14 protein-coding genes are annotated in these 12,899 nt (G+C 68.4%); 8 read left to right on the forward strand and 6 right to left on the reverse strand.

The genetic code is table 11. The features are described from left to right. On the forward strand, positions 1-845 hold an 845-nt coding region (gene serC, locus CUR96_RS15255), incomplete at its 5' end, for a phosphoserine transaminase (RefSeq protein ID WP_245861349.1). A gap of 99 nt (positions 846-944) precedes the next feature. On the opposite strand, the gene CUR96_RS15260 is transcribed toward serC, so the two are convergent. Next, a complete protein-coding gene (locus tag CUR96_RS15260; RefSeq protein ID WP_102194191.1) occupies positions 945-1,523 on the reverse strand; it encodes a DUF3027 domain-containing protein in 579 nt (192 codons plus the stop codon). Beyond that, positions 1,507-1,887 (reverse strand): cold-shock protein, encoded by a 381-nt coding sequence (locus CUR96_RS15265; protein WP_102194192.1) that lies wholly within the window; start codon positions 1,885-1,887, stop codon positions 1,507-1,509. The genes CUR96_RS15260 and CUR96_RS15265 overlap by 17 nt, the downstream gene beginning before the upstream one ends. Before the next feature lie 110 nt (positions 1,888-1,997). On the opposite strand from CUR96_RS15265, the gene CUR96_RS15270 reads away from it, so the two are divergent. The 3 genes from CUR96_RS15270 to CUR96_RS15280 all read left to right on the forward strand — a co-directional run bounded on the left by CUR96_RS15270 (position 1,998) and on the right by CUR96_RS15280 (position 5,706). Further along, a complete protein-coding gene (locus tag CUR96_RS15270; protein WP_102194193.1) occupies positions 1,998-2,273 on the forward strand; it encodes a multidrug ABC transporter ATPase in 276 nt (91 codons plus the stop codon). A 10-nt stretch (positions 2,274-2,283) separates the two neighbouring features. Continuing rightward, on the forward strand, positions 2,284-3,987 hold the full coding sequence (locus tag CUR96_RS15275; RefSeq protein ID WP_102194194.1) for a helicase-associated domain-containing protein: 1,704 nt from the start codon (positions 2,284-2,286) through the stop codon (positions 3,985-3,987). Between the two features lie 78 nt (positions 3,988-4,065). Continuing rightward, positions 4,066-5,706, forward strand: coding sequence for a DNA repair helicase XPB (locus tag CUR96_RS15280; RefSeq protein ID WP_102194195.1), 1,641 nt, complete (start codon positions 4,066-4,068; stop codon positions 5,704-5,706). Here CUR96_RS15280 and CUR96_RS15285 read toward each other — a convergent pair whose 3' ends face one another. Further along, positions 5,707-6,618, reverse strand: coding sequence for an alpha/beta fold hydrolase (locus tag CUR96_RS15285; protein WP_102194196.1), 912 nt, complete (start codon positions 6,616-6,618; stop codon positions 5,707-5,709). It lies immediately after the preceding gene. A gap of 109 nt (positions 6,619-6,727) precedes the next feature. Between CUR96_RS15285 and CUR96_RS15290 the strand changes: the two genes are divergently transcribed. The 4 genes from CUR96_RS15290 (at position 6,728) to CUR96_RS15305 (ending at position 10,190) form a co-directional block, all read left to right on the forward strand. After that, the gene (locus CUR96_RS15290) at positions 6,728-7,264 is read left to right on the forward strand and encodes a TetR/AcrR family transcriptional regulator (protein WP_102194197.1); all 537 of its coding nucleotides are present in this window, start codon (positions 6,728-6,730) and stop codon (positions 7,262-7,264) included. Between the two features lie 57 nt (positions 7,265-7,321). Further along, positions 7,322-8,014: a response regulator transcription factor gene (locus CUR96_RS15295; RefSeq protein ID WP_102194198.1), complete on the forward strand. Its 693-nt coding sequence runs from the start codon at positions 7,322-7,324 to the stop codon at positions 8,012-8,014. An 80-nt stretch (positions 8,015-8,094) separates the two neighbouring features. Then, the gene (locus CUR96_RS15300; protein WP_102194199.1) at positions 8,095-9,777 is read left to right on the forward strand and encodes a sensor histidine kinase; all 1,683 of its coding nucleotides are present in this window, start codon (positions 8,095-8,097) and stop codon (positions 9,775-9,777) included. A 125-nt stretch (positions 9,778-9,902) separates the two neighbouring features. After that, complete coding sequence (locus CUR96_RS15305; protein WP_102194200.1) at positions 9,903-10,190, forward strand: WXG100 family type VII secretion target; 288 nt, start codon at positions 9,903-9,905, stop codon at positions 10,188-10,190. A gap of 69 nt (positions 10,191-10,259) precedes the next feature. On the opposite strand, the gene groL is transcribed toward CUR96_RS15305, so the two are convergent. The 3 genes from groL to CUR96_RS15320 form a co-directional block, all read right to left on the reverse strand. Continuing rightward, positions 10,260-11,879: a chaperonin GroEL gene (gene groL / locus CUR96_RS15310; RefSeq protein ID WP_102194201.1), complete on the reverse strand. Its 1,620-nt coding sequence runs from the start codon at positions 11,877-11,879 to the stop codon at positions 10,260-10,262. A gap of 112 nt (positions 11,880-11,991) precedes the next feature. Further along, positions 11,992-12,567 carry a LytR C-terminal domain-containing protein gene (locus CUR96_RS15315; protein WP_245861352.1) on the reverse strand — a complete coding sequence of 192 codons (576 nt, stop codon included), beginning with the start codon at positions 12,565-12,567 and terminating at the stop codon, positions 11,992-11,994. Between the two features lie 67 nt (positions 12,568-12,634). Beyond that, positions 12,635-12,892 carry a DUF3263 domain-containing protein gene (locus CUR96_RS15320; protein WP_102194203.1) on the reverse strand — a complete coding sequence of 86 codons (258 nt, stop codon included), beginning with the start codon at positions 12,890-12,892 and terminating at the stop codon, positions 12,635-12,637. Positions 12,893-12,899: the final 7 nt, after the last annotated feature.

The following is a 12,899-nucleotide window of genomic DNA, read 5'->3' on the forward strand; positions in this document are numbered from 1 at the left end:
TCGAACGTCGCAGCCAGAACCTCGTCTTCGGGGAGTTCGGCGGCAAGTTCGCCGCTGCGGCAGGTGCTCCGTGGCTCGAAGCGCCGGATGTGCGCAAGGCGGAACCCGGTTCGCGCGCGTCGGCCGAGATCGCCCAGGGCATCGACGTCTACGCCTGGCCGCACAACGAGACCTCCACCGGAGTGGCGGCTCCCATCGAGCGGGTGCCCGCGGACGGCGCCCTGACGGTCATCGATGCGACGAGCGCCGCGGGCGGCATCGACTTCGACCCGACCCAGGCCGACGTCTACTACTTCGCTCCGCAGAAGAACCTCGGCTCGGACGGCGGCCTGTGGTTCGCGGTCGTGTCGCCGGAGGCCATCGAGCGGATCGAGCGGATCGCCGCATCCGACCGCTACATCCCGGAGTTCCTCAGCCTGAAGAACGCCGTCGACAACTCCCGACTCAACCAGACGCTGAACACCCCGGCGTTGACGACCCTGCACCTGCTGGACAGCCAGCTCGGCTGGATCCTCGCGAACGGCGGTCTGGAGTGGGCATCCGCCCGTACTGCGGAGTCGTCTGCGGTGCTGTACGACTGGGCCGAGGCATCAGCTGTCGCGACCCCGTTCGTCACCGACCCCGCGCACCGCTCCCCCGTCGTCGTCACCATCGACTTCGACGACAGCGTGGACGCTGCGGCCGTCGCGAAGACGCTGCGTGCGAACGGAATCGTCGACACCGAGCCGTACCGCAAGCTCGGCCGCAACCAGCTGCGCGTGGCGACGTTCGTCTCGATCGAGCCGGACGATGTGCGTCAGCTGACGCGGGCGCTGGACTACGTGCTGGCGAACTCCGGGGCGTAACTCCGGTTCACCGGCGTCCGGCGCGTCACCGGTCGAGGACAGCACCGTCACCGGCGCATCGCCGGACGCGAGTCAGCGCGCCGTCACCGGCGCGAGCTGCTATTCCTCGTCGTCGGCGTCCGCGGAGTCATCCGCGTCGTCGTCGTCATCATCGTCGTCCTCGTCGAAGCCGACGGCAGAATCGTCCAACTCATCGATGTCGACGCCGTCGAGGTCTCCGGCGTGCAGGATGTCCGCTTCCTGGTCGTCGTCGAGCTCGTCGTCGTCTTCGAGCTCGTCCTCGACGTCGTCGTCGGCCACGAACTCGTCGACCTCGTCGGCGTCGAGCGCAGCTGCGGCAGCCTGCTCGGCGAGCTCGACCTGGTGCGCACGGTATTCGGCGAGGCGCTCGACCCAGGGCACCCATTCCGGTGCCAGCAGGGCGCCGTCGCCGGGGAGGAGCTCGATCTCCAGGACCGTCGGCTCCGCGTCAGCGACGCGGGCGACCGTGACCGTCCAGTGCCAGCCGGGGTACCCCGGAAGCCGGTTCTCGAAGCGCAGCGAGACCGAGCCGTCGTCCTCGAGGAGGTAGCCCGCCGCGGGGCCGATGGTCGACGCCGGAGTGATCTCGCGCAGGGCATCCAGCGCGAGATCGTGTGCTCCGAGGAGACGCTCGTCGGCGTCAGGCTTCGAGGTCATCGGCTACCTTGCGCAGAACTGCTGCGATCTTGCGGCCGTGGCCGGAGGACGGGTAACGGCCACGACGAAGGTCGCCGCCCATCTCGTCGAGGAGCTTCACGAGATCCTCGACGATGATCGCCATGTCGTCGGCCGGCTTGCGCTGCGCCTTCGCCAGGCTCGGCGGCGCCTCGAGGACGCGCACCGAGAGCGCCTGCAGGCCGCGCTTGCCGTCGGCCACGCCGAACTCCACCCGCGCACCGGCCTTCACGGCAGCACCAGCGGGAAGGGCGGAGGCGTGCAGGAACACGTCCTGGCCGTCATCGCTGGCGATGAAGCCGAAACCCTTGTCGTCGTCGTAGAACCTGACCTTGCCGGTGGGCATGGGAGTACCTCGCTATAGAAATCGAACAGAAGGCGCGCCGAGACGCATCCGCCCTCAGCCTACCGGGACCGCGCGGATCCCGGCACCGCAGTGCGAGTAGGCTGGGGCAGATGAGCACGCATAGTTCCGGACCGGAGGTCTCCGTCCGTCCGGTCGACCGGATCCTGGCATTCAGCGCGCTCGGGCTCGCCGCAGCGTCCGTGCTGTGCTTCTTCGCGATCATCATCGGCAGCGGCATGGGCATGGATCAGGCCGCGTTCGGTGAGGGACTCTGGCCGATCGTCGCAGTCATTCCGCTCCTGGGCCTTCCTGTCGCCTTCGTGATGATCATCTCGCTGCTCGTGATGAGCTTCGTCCGCAAGGGACGCGCGGCTTCGCGGTCCTGAGGCACTCGACATGAGCACTCACGCGCGTCCGCTTGCTGATTGGCTGGCCGCGTCGAGCGATGCGGAGCTGGCAGCGCTGTTCACCGCACGCGGCGTGCGGACGGATGCCGGGTGGAACGACTACTTCGACGCCGCGGAAGCACTGCTCGAGCCGGCATCGCTGGCCCGGATGCTGCCACGGCTGACCCTCCGCGAGGCGGCCGCGCTGCGGATCGCCGTCGACGGCGGCGACGCAGGCGCGGAGCGTGCCGGGCTGACCGCGTTGGGGCTGCTCCGTCCGGACGGCACGCCGTACCCGCCCGTGCTGGCCCTCGTGGCCGGCCGCTCGGTCCCCGACGGCGTCGCGGGAGAGCCGCGCTCGCCCGCATCTGAGGAGAGCGCCGCACGAGCGGCAGAGAGCGCCTTCACGACGGTGACCTCCTTGGCCGATCTGCTGCTGCACGCCCGGGAGACGCCTCTGGCGCTGCTCGCCGGTGGCGGGGTCAGCGCCGGCGAGAAGCGCCTGCTCGCCGAGTCCGGTGTGCCGGCGGAGTCCATCGATTCCCTGCTGGCGATCGCCGTGGACGCGGACCTGGTCAGGGCGGACGGGAGACGGCTCCGCGTCTCCGCCGAGACCGAGCACTGGCTGCACGCCGGCGTCGGCGATCGCTGGGAACGCCTGGCGGAGGGTTTCCTCCAGGCGCTGCCCCGCGGTCTTCGACAGGATGCCGGCGGCTGGCCCGAACTGTCCTCCTGGCCGCAGGCGCATCCATGGGATCCGTCCTGGCCCGAGCGCTGCGCAGCATTGATGGAGCGCGCCCGTCTGCTCGGTCTGGTCGCGGACGACGGCACTGAGCCCGAATGGACAGTGCCACTGCGCGAGGGCGGACAGGTCGACGCCGGCCCGCTGACGGCCCTGCTCCCCGCGGAGGTCGATCGCATCTTCCTGCAGAACGATCTCAGCGCGATCGCGCCCGGCCCGCTCGCTCCGGCACTCGACGTGCGTCTGCGGACCATCGCCGCTCGGGAGTCGGCGGCTCAGGCCTCGTCCTATCGCTTCACGGTGGAGTCGATCGCGCATGCGCTGGCCGCCGGCGAGACCGAGGAATCGATCCTCGAGTTCCTCGGATCGCTTTCGCTCACCGGCATCCCGCAGCCTCTGAGCTACCTCATCGTCCAGACCGCTCAGCGCCACGGGCTGGTGCGGGTGTCGACGGATGCCGAGAGCGGGCGCACCCGCATCGACAGCATCGACCGACACCTGATCGACGCGATCGCCGTCGACCAGGCCCTGCGTCCCCTCGCTCTCAGCCGGATGGAGGCATCGCTGACCTCCCGCGTGGGACGTGACACCGTCTACTGGGCGCTCACCGACGCCCGCTACCCCGCGACGCTCGTCGACGCCGACGGCACGGTCCTCATCGCCGACCGGAACCCGGCGACGACGGGACCCGTCTTCGTGGTCCCGGATTACACGCCGCTGCTGGTGCGTCTGCGCGCGCAGCAGGGGCCGGATGCCGACGCCGCGTGGCTCGATCGAGAACTGGAAGCGGCGGTCCGTGCGAAGGCGGTGCTGCAGGTGACCGTGGGCATGCCGGACGGATCGACCCGCGATCTGCTGCTGGAGGCGACGGGGCTGGGCGGCGGACGACTGCGCGGTCGGGATCGCGCCGCCGATGTCGAGCGGACCCTTCCGGTCTCCAGCATCCGCGCCGCCGTCGTCGTCGAGCAGTGAGCCGGATGCGCGGCGGAGCGCATCGGCCGTCATGCGACCGACCCCCGGTGCGATCGCACGACGATAGACTGGACAGCTATGTCTGATGGCCCCCTGATCGTCCAGAGCGATCGCACCGTGCTCCTCGAGGTCGCCCACGCCGATGCCGAGAGCGCCCGCCACGAACTGGCGATCTTCGCCGAACTCGAGCGCGCACCAGAGCACATCCACACATACCGCATCACCCGTCTGGGCCTGTGGAACGCCCGTGCCGCCGGCCACACGGCCGAGGACATGCTGGAGACGCTCGACCGCTGGTCGCGCTTCCCGGTGCCGCCGTCGGTGGCCGTCGACCTGCGCGAGACCGTGGGCCGATACGGACGGCTGGTCATCGAGCGCGACGACGAGGGCACCCTCATCCTGCGCTCCTCCGACCCTGCTGTGCTCACCCAGGTCGCGAACAACAAGCGCATCCAGCCGCTTCTGATCGGCCACCCCGCTCCCGACACGTTCGTGGTCGACGCGTGGGCGCGCGGTCAGATCAAGCAGGAGCTCCTGAAGATCGGATGGCCGGCCGAAGACCTTGCCGGCTACACGCCGGGAACGCCCCATCCGATCGAACTCGCCGAGGACGGGTGGCAGATCCGCCCGTACCAGCAGGACGCGGTCGACGCGTTCAGCAAGGACGGCTCCGGCGTCGTGGTCCTCCCCTGCGGCGCCGGCAAGACCATCGTCGGCGCCGGGGCGATGGCCGCGACGAAGACCACCACCCTGATCCTGGTCACCAACACCGTCTCGGCGCGGCAGTGGCGCGACGAGCTGCTCAAGCGCACGAGCCTCACCGCCGAGGAGATCGGCGAGTACTCCGGCCAGGCCAAGGAGGTCAAGCCGGTGACGATCGCGACGTACCAGATCCTCACCGCGAAGCGGAAGGGCCAGTACGCCCATCTCGCGCTTCTGGACGCCCTGGACTGGGGCCTCATCGTGTACGACGAGGTGCACCTGCTGCCGGCCCCGGTCTTCAAGCTGACCGCCGATCTGCAGGCTCGACGCAGAGTCGGCCTCACCGCGACCCTGGTGCGCGAGGACGGGCGCGAGGGCGACGTGTTCAGCCTGATCGGTCCGAAGCGATTCGATGCGCCATGGAAGCAGATCGAGGCGCAGGGCTTCATCTCCCCTGCCGCGTGCTACGAGGTGCGGGTCGACCTTCCGCCGAGCGATCGCCTGGAGTACGCCGCAGCGACCGACGACGAGCGCTACCGGCTCGCGGCGTCCGCACCCGCGAAGATCGACGCCGTGAAGGACCTGATCGCCAAGCACCCGGGCGAACGCATCCTCGTGATCGGACAGTACCTGGATCAGCTCGAGACGCTCGCCGAGTCGCTGAACGCGCCGTCGATCACGGGAGCGACGCCGATCGAGGAGCGCGAGGAACTGTACGCGAAGTTCCGCGAGGGCGAGATCTCGCTGCTCGTGGTGTCGAAGGTCGCGAACTTCTCGATCGATCTGCCGGAGGCCTCCGTCGCCATCCAGGTCTCCGGTTCGTTCGGCTCCCGCCAGGAGGAGGCTCAGCGCCTCGGCCGGCTTCTGCGCCCCAAGCAGTCCGGGCACACCGCGAGCTTCTACACGCTCGTCGCCCGCGACACGATCGATCAGGACTACGCGCAGAATCGCCAGCGGTTCCTCGCCGAGCAGGGCTACAGCTACACGATCATGGATGCGGACGCCCTGGCCGCCTGACTAGGCGGCCCCTCCCTCACATTCGAACCAATCGATCGCGAGCCGGACGACGGCATCCGGCGCATCGTCCGTGATGAAGTGAGCCGCATCGTCGACGAATGCGAGTTCGAAACGGTCGGCGTGCTCCGCATGCTTCCGGCAGATGCGGCGGGCCGTCGGCTCGGCGAACGGACCGTCCTCGAGTCCGAAGACGACCAGGGTCGGCGGGTGCAGCCGCATCCGCTTGTAGATCCCCCTCATGATGCGGAAGGAGACGGGGATCACCAGGCCCCGGTACAGCGCCCGCACCGCTTGTTCGACCTCGGGGCGCTGGTGCACGCGAAGGTACGCGTCGATCGTCGCGTCCGTCATCGGGTGCGCCATGTAGCGCGGACTGAAGAGGTAGCGCAGTGACCGGCCCGGGCGATGCCCGAGCAGCGCCGGCATGTGCGCGAAAGCGGGCATGATCTTCGGTGTGAACTCCATGAACCCGGGTGGCACGGCGAGCTCGACCATCGTGCGCACGCGCTCCGGATGCAGGTACGAGAGCTGCATCCCCGAGATCGCCCCCATGTCGTGGCAGACGAAGTGCGCCCGCTGGATGCCGAGTGCGTCGAGCACGGCCACGACGTCGTCCCGCTGCGAGTCCGGACCGAATCGCGGGTCCGCGGCCTCCGTCCACCCGGAGCCGCGCAGATCGGGGCAGATCACCCGATACCCGTGGGCTGCGATCGCCGGCGCGATGACATGCCACTGCCACCAGTGTCCCGGAAAGCAATGCAGCATCACGACGGGATCCCCCTCGCCGATGGACGCGACGTGCGTGCGAAGCCCGGGGGTCTCGATCATCGCGTGCTCGAAGCCGGCGGCCTCGGGAAGCGGAGGGGACCACTCCCTTCGGGAGGATTCCTGAGGGGATGCCGGTATGTCCATGACGAGACCTCCAAGTCGCTGCATTCTCCGGGTCGACTCGGCCCTGCTCACAGATTACTACTTTCATAGTTTCTTGTCACTAAGTTCGTAGTACCTCTAGTCTCGGAGCGTGAGCAGCACTCGAGAACGCGCCCTGGATGCCGCAGTGATCCTCGTAGGGACCGAGGGTGTGCGCGCGCTCACGCATGGACGAGTGGATGCCGCAGCGTCTCTCCCGCCCGGTTCGACCTCGAATCACTTCCGGACCCGAGCAGCTCTGGTCGCCGGCGTGATCGAATGGATCGCCATGCAGGAACGCGCGGACGCGGGCGTCCCCGAGATCCACAGCCGCGCCCAGCTCATCGCGGCGCTGACCCGGATGATCGAAGCGCAGTCCGGTCCGCTCGCTGCTCGCACCCGCGCCCGGTACGCCCTGTTCCTCGAGGCCGATGACGAGGCAGTCGTTCCACTGCGGTTGCAACGCGCGGGCATGGAGCAGTGGGTCCGCAGCATCCTCTTCGACCTCGGCGGCGAGACCGCAGCGGTGCATACCGCGTTCCTGATGGCAACCGGCGACGGGCTGCTGCTGCACCGCATCACGGTGGATCCGGAGGCGCCGATCGAGGGCGCGATCAGCCAGGCGGTCGACGCCGCACTACGGGCGTGAACCGCCGCTCCGGCGGATAATCAGCCTGCTCATCGCGGAAGTCACCATAATGGGGACATGACTGCAGCGCGCATCCTGGTCGTCGATGACGAACCCAACATCCGCGACCTCCTCTCCACGGGGCTGAGCTTCGCCGGATTCTCGGTCAAGACGGTCGCCAACGGCGCCGCCACCATCTCGGCGGTGCTGGAGGAGGAACCCGACCTCATCATCCTCGACGTGATGCTGCCGGACATGAACGGCTTCAGCGTCACCAAGCGCCTCCGCGGTGCGGGTTTCACGGCACCGATCCTGTTCCTCACCGCGAAGGACGGCACCGACGACAAGATCGAGGGCCTGAACGCGGGCGGCGACGACTACGTCACGAAGCCCTTCAGCCTCGATGAGATCGTGGCGAGGGCCCAGGCGATCCTGCGGCGCACGATGCAGGCCGACGAGGAGTCGATCATCCGTGCCGGCGAACTCTCGATGGACCAGGACACGCACGACGTGCACGTCGGCAAGGAGCCGATCGAGCTGAGCCCGACGGAGTTCAAGCTGCTGCGCTACCTGATGCTCAACCCGAACCGCGTGCTCTCCAAGGCGCAGATCCTCGATCACGTCTGGGAGTACGACTTCAACGGCGATGCGGGCATCGTGGAGAGCTACATCTCCTATCTCCGCCGCAAGATCGACCCGCACACCGAGGAGTCGCTCATCCAGACCAAGCGGGGCTTCGGCTACATGCTGAAGGTCGGCAAGTCGATCTGAGGCGATCCCCACCGCCGGCTACTCGGCCGGCGATCCATTCGCCGCCGGGCCGGCGGCACGACGTCGCACGGGAGGACCGCATGGCGCACAAGCCGGATGCGGTCACCCACTGGTGGCGAAGCATCAGCCTGCGTGCGAAGGTCACCGGCGTCACCGTCGCGGTACTCGCCCTGGGACTCCTGATCGCGGGGATCGGGACCGTGCCGATGCTGCGCAACTCCCTCATCGCGAACATCGACGCACAGCTGCCTTCGCTGGTCTCCAGCGATCTCACCGGCCGCTTCTTCGAGATCACCACGCAGGACGGCGTGACCACCTATTCGCAGGTCGAGATGCCGCGGGATTTCTCCTTCGCCGTCTACGATCACCACGGACGACTGGCGGCCACGGCGGGCAGCGGTCCCTCGCCGGACTTCCCCACGAAGTACTCGCTGCAGCGCGCCACGGCGGACCTCGACCTCCGGTTCACCCTCGACGGGGAGGGCGGCAGTTCGTTCCGTGCCGCGGTCGCCGTGGTGGAGGGCGATGACGGCGCCTATCGCGTGCAGCTCGCCGCAATGCCGCTCGACGAGGTGGATCGGATCATCGGGCAGTACTTCGGCATCTACACGACCGTCGCACTGATCACCATCTTCATCGCCGCCCTGCTCACCCGGGGGCTCGTGACGCTCACCTTCCGCAGGCTCGGGCAGGTGGAGTCCACGGCGATGTCGATCGCCGCCGGCGACTTCAGCCAGCGTCTCACCGATCTCGAGCCGACCACGGAGGTCGGCCGGCTCAATTCCGCCATCAACACGATGCTCGACCGCGTCGACGGATCGCTCGCTCAGCGGGATCGAACGGTGCGGCATATGCGCCGCTTCATCGGAGACGCCAGCCACGAGCTGCGCACGCCGCTCGTCAGCGTCCGCGGCTACGCCGAGCTGTATCGCATGGGTGCCATCCGCGGCGACGAGGACACCGCCCGCGCCATGGAGCGCATCGAGAAGGAGGCGATCCGGATGGGCGTGCTCGTCGAGGACCTCCTCGCTCTCGCCCGCCTGGACGAGGAGCGCGAACCCGAGATCGAACCTCTCGACCTCCGCCCGATCGCACGCGACGCCGCGCTCGATCTCCGCGCCGCAGCTCCCGGGCGGACCGTCACCGTGGTCGACCTGACCGGCGAGGCGGCCGCCGCACCGCCCACGTACACCGTCACGGTGCGCACCGACACGCACTCAGCGGCGCCCCGAGGACTCGCCGGAGCCACACTCGCCCGGCTGCGCCGGAAACCGCGCACTCCCTCCGGGGAGGTGCCGGCGATCGACTTCACCGAATCGGCAGACCTCCCCGTGCGCACGCCGCCGATCGTCCTCGGCGAGGAGAACAAGGTGCGCCAAGTGGTGACGAACCTGCTCGGCAACGCTCGCCGGTTCTCCCCGGAAGACAGTCCGATCGAGATCGTCGTCGACGCCGATCGTGTGCGCGGCACCGGGAGCATCGCGGTCGTCGACCACGGCGAGGGCATCCCCCCGCAGATCCGCGAGCAGATCTTCGAACGGTTCTGGCGAGCGGACACGTCTCGCGCCAGGGAGACCGGCGGCTCAGGCCTCGGCCTGGCGATCGTCTCGTCGATCGTGAAGGCGCTGCACGGTTCCGTCGCCGTCACCGAGACCGCGGGCGGCGGCGCCACCTTCACCGTCACATTGCCCCTCGCCCCCTCCCGGGCGACGCCCGCTCACCTGATGGAGGACACGCAGCCCCTCGATCGGCTCGAGCTGTAACGAAGTCGTCCTGCACCGTTCCTCGACTCCGCGGCTTGTGCACAACACGCGGGGACGGCCGCGTCTTCGACCCGACAGCGGACCGGTCGGCGAATAGGTTCGGAACTCCATCGAGAGGAGTTCCCATGTCCGTCTTCACCGTCGACACCGAGGCCGTGCAGGCCGCGAACGGCGCGGCTCACGCCACCATGGCCCGCCTGCAGAGCGAGTCCACCACCCTGATGGCTCAGCTCAACCAGTTGCAGTCGTCCTGGACCGGCAGCGCGTCCACCGCTTTCCAGACCTGCAGCGAGCAGTGGCGCGGCGCGCAGCTGCACGTCGAGCAGGTTCTGGAGTCGATCGGCACGGCCCTCGGCGCTGCCGCCATGCAGTACGCCGACGCCGACCAGTACTCGGCCAGCCTGTTCCGCTGATCCCCCTCCGCGGAACGCAGAAACGCCCCGGCCGAGAGGCCGGGGCGTTTCTGTGCGAGGAAGCGGGACTCAGAAGTCCATGCCACCAGACGGGTCGCCCATCGGAGCGCCGGCCTTCTCAGGCTTGTCGGCGACGACGACCTCGGTGGTGAGGAACAGAGCCGCGATCGAGGCGGCGTTCTGCAGCGCGGAGCGCGTCACCTTGGCCGGGTCGATGATGCCCTGTGCGAACAGGTCACCGTACTCGCCGGTCGCGGCGTTGAGGCCGTGACCTGCAGGCAGGCCGGCGACCTTGTTCGCGACGACACCGGGCTCGAGACCGGCGTTCAGCGCGATCTGCTTGAGCGGAGCCTCGATGGCGACGCGGACGATGTTCGCGCCGGTCGCCTCGTCACCCGTGAGCTCGAGCGTTGCGAGTGCCTTGGTGCCGGCCTGGATCAGCGCGACGCCACCGCCGGGGACGATGCCCTCTTCGACGGCAGCCTTCGCGTTGCGAACGGCGTCCTCGATGCGGTGCTTGCGCTCCTTGAGCTCGACCTCGGTCGCAGCCCCCGCCTTGATGACGGCGACGCCACCGGCGAGCTTGGCGAGACGCTCCTGGAGCTTCTCACGGTCGTAGTCGCTGTCGGTGTTCTCGATCTCGCGACGGATCTGGGTGACGCGACCCTCGATCTGGTCAGCCTCGCCCGCACCCTCGATGATGGTGGTCTCGTCCTTGGTGACGATGACCTTGCGCGCACGGCCGAGCAGGTCGAGCGTGGCGTTCTCCAGCTTGAGGCCGACCTCTTCGGTGATGACCTGAGCGCCGGTGAGGATCGCGATGTCCTGCAGCTGCGCCTTGCGGCGGTCGCCGAAGCCGGGAGCCTTGACGGCGACCGACTTGAAGATGCCCTTGAGCTTGTTCAGCACCAGAGTCGCGAGAGCCTCACCCTCGACGTCCTCGGCGATGATGACGAGCTCCTTGCCGTCCTGGATCACCTTGTCGACGATGGGCAGAAGGTCCTTGATGTTCGAGATCTTCTGGTTCGCGATGAGGATGTACGCGTCCTCGAAGACCGCCTCCTGGCGCTCCGGGTCGGTGACGAAGTACGGGTTCAGGTAGCCCTTGTCGAAGCGCATGCCCTCGGTGAGCTCGAGCTCGGTGCCGAAGGTCTGCGACTCCTCGACGGTGACGACGCCCTCCTTGCCGACCTTGTCGATCGCCTCGGCGATGAGCTCGCCGATCGCGGGGTCGGCGGCGGAGATGGATGCCGTGGCGGCGATCTGCTCCTTCGACTCGATCTCCTTGGCGCTGGAGAGCAGCTCCGCGGTGATCGCGGCGACGGCCTTCTCGATGCCGCGCTTGAGCGAGATCGGGTCTGCGCCGGCTGCGACGTTGCGCAGCCCCTCGCGGACGAGGGCCTGAGCGAGGACGGTGGCGGTGGTGGTTCCGTCACCGGCGACGTCGTCGGTCTTCTTGGCGACCTCCTTGACGAGCTCCGCACCGATCTTCTCGAACGGGTCGTCCAGCTCGATCTCCTTGGCGATGGACACGCCGTCGTTCGTGATCGTGGGGGCGCCCCACTTCTTCTCGAGCACGACGTTGCGGCCGCGCGGGCCGAGGGTCACCTTGACAGCGTCGGCGAGGATGTTCAGGCCACGCTCGAGGCCGCGGCGGGCCTCCTCATCGAAAGCGATGATCTTTGCCATGAGTTTTGTCGTCCCTCCTGGACGTAGACGTTGGGTTTAGCACTCAGACTGAGAGAGTGCTAACGCCATTCTGGCACTCGACCCCTTCGAGTGCAAGCTGCGAGGAGGGGTACTACTCCGCGGGAGTCTCGGTCGGCTCCGGAGCGGTCGTCGACCGATCGAGCCCGATCACCACGGTGAGCTGCTTCTGATCCGTCACCGTCTCGCCGGCATAGAAGTCGCTCTGCTGCACGGCGGCGCCCCCGATCAGGTTCGCCAGCCCGATGGCTGCGAGCTCATCCGCCTCGGCGACGTAATACACCGTGGTCGACGCGAAATCCTGGCTGCTGCTGTCGCCGGCCGAGACGTTCTCGGCGGGCCAGCCGCTGGTCAGCAGCACATCGCGCATCTGCGCGGCCAGGCTCTCCTCTGCGGTGCCGTTGAGGATCATCACCGCGTACGTCGTGTCGACGATCCCGGTCTCCACCGGGGTCGGAGCGACGGTCGGCTCTGGTTCGGGGAACAGGGTGATGCGTCCCATCATGACGAGCGCGACGAAGATGCCGCCGATGATGAGCACCAGTGCGGCGACGAACGACCACAGCAGCACGACCCAGCCGTTCATGCCGGGGGCTTCGGCGCGGTGCGCTCCTACGCGTCCGGAAGAACGGGGGACGTCATCGAAGCGATCTCGAGTGGGCTTGGACACCCCTCGATGCTAGCGGCACCCGTCTGCGAATCCGCATCGTGCCGACCCCGGCCGGGCGACCCGGGCGTCAGCTCACGAAACCGGGAACGCGTGCGGCGCGACGTGCGGCGCGGGAGTCGCGGATGCGACGGAGCCGCCGCACCAGCATCGGGTCGTACTCCAGGGCGATGTCCGAGTCGATCAGTCGCGACAGCAATTGGTAGTACCGGGCCGCGCTCATCCCGAGCTGCGTGCGGATGACCTCTTCCTTCGCACCGCCGTGCCGCGGCCAGGCGGCCTCGAGCGCGAGGATCGCGCGATCGCGCTCCGTCAGGTCTCCGAGCATGGGTCCA

Source organism: Microbacterium aurantiacum, assembly GCF_002872075.1.
GTDB lineage: Bacteria > Actinomycetota > Actinomycetes > Actinomycetales > Microbacteriaceae > Microbacterium > Microbacterium aurantiacum_A.

Excerpts from the sequence above, each read along its gene's own strand:
- CUR96_RS15260 (WP_102194191.1), bottom strand. The coding sequence starts at position 1,523 with ATGACCTCGAAGCCTGACGCCGACGAGCGTCTCCTCGGAGCACACGAT.
- CUR96_RS15265 (WP_102194192.1), bottom strand. The coding sequence starts at position 1,887 with ATGCCCACCGGCAAGGTCAGGTTCTACGACGACGACAAGGGTTTCGGC.
- CUR96_RS15270 (WP_102194193.1), top strand. The coding sequence starts at position 1,998 with ATGAGCACGCATAGTTCCGGACCGGAGGTCTCCGTCCGTCCGGTCGAC.
- CUR96_RS15275 (WP_102194194.1), top strand. The coding sequence starts at position 2,284 with ATGAGCACTCACGCGCGTCCGCTTGCTGATTGGCTGGCCGCGTCGAGC.
- CUR96_RS15280 (WP_102194195.1), top strand. The coding sequence starts at position 4,066 with ATGTCTGATGGCCCCCTGATCGTCCAGAGCGATCGCACCGTGCTCCTC.
- CUR96_RS15285 (WP_102194196.1), bottom strand. The coding sequence starts at position 6,618 with ATGGACATACCGGCATCCCCTCAGGAATCCTCCCGAAGGGAGTGGTCC.
- CUR96_RS15295 (WP_102194198.1), top strand. The coding sequence starts at position 7,322 with ATGACTGCAGCGCGCATCCTGGTCGTCGATGACGAACCCAACATCCGC.
- CUR96_RS15300 (WP_102194199.1), top strand. The coding sequence starts at position 8,095 with ATGGCGCACAAGCCGGATGCGGTCACCCACTGGTGGCGAAGCATCAGC.
- CUR96_RS15305 (WP_102194200.1), top strand. The coding sequence starts at position 9,903 with ATGTCCGTCTTCACCGTCGACACCGAGGCCGTGCAGGCCGCGAACGGC.
- groL (WP_102194201.1), bottom strand. The coding sequence starts at position 11,879 with ATGGCAAAGATCATCGCTTTCGATGAGGAGGCCCGCCGCGGCCTCGAG.
- CUR96_RS15320 (WP_102194203.1), bottom strand. The coding sequence starts at position 12,892 with ATGCTCGGAGACCTGACGGAGCGCGATCGCGCGATCCTCGCGCTCGAG.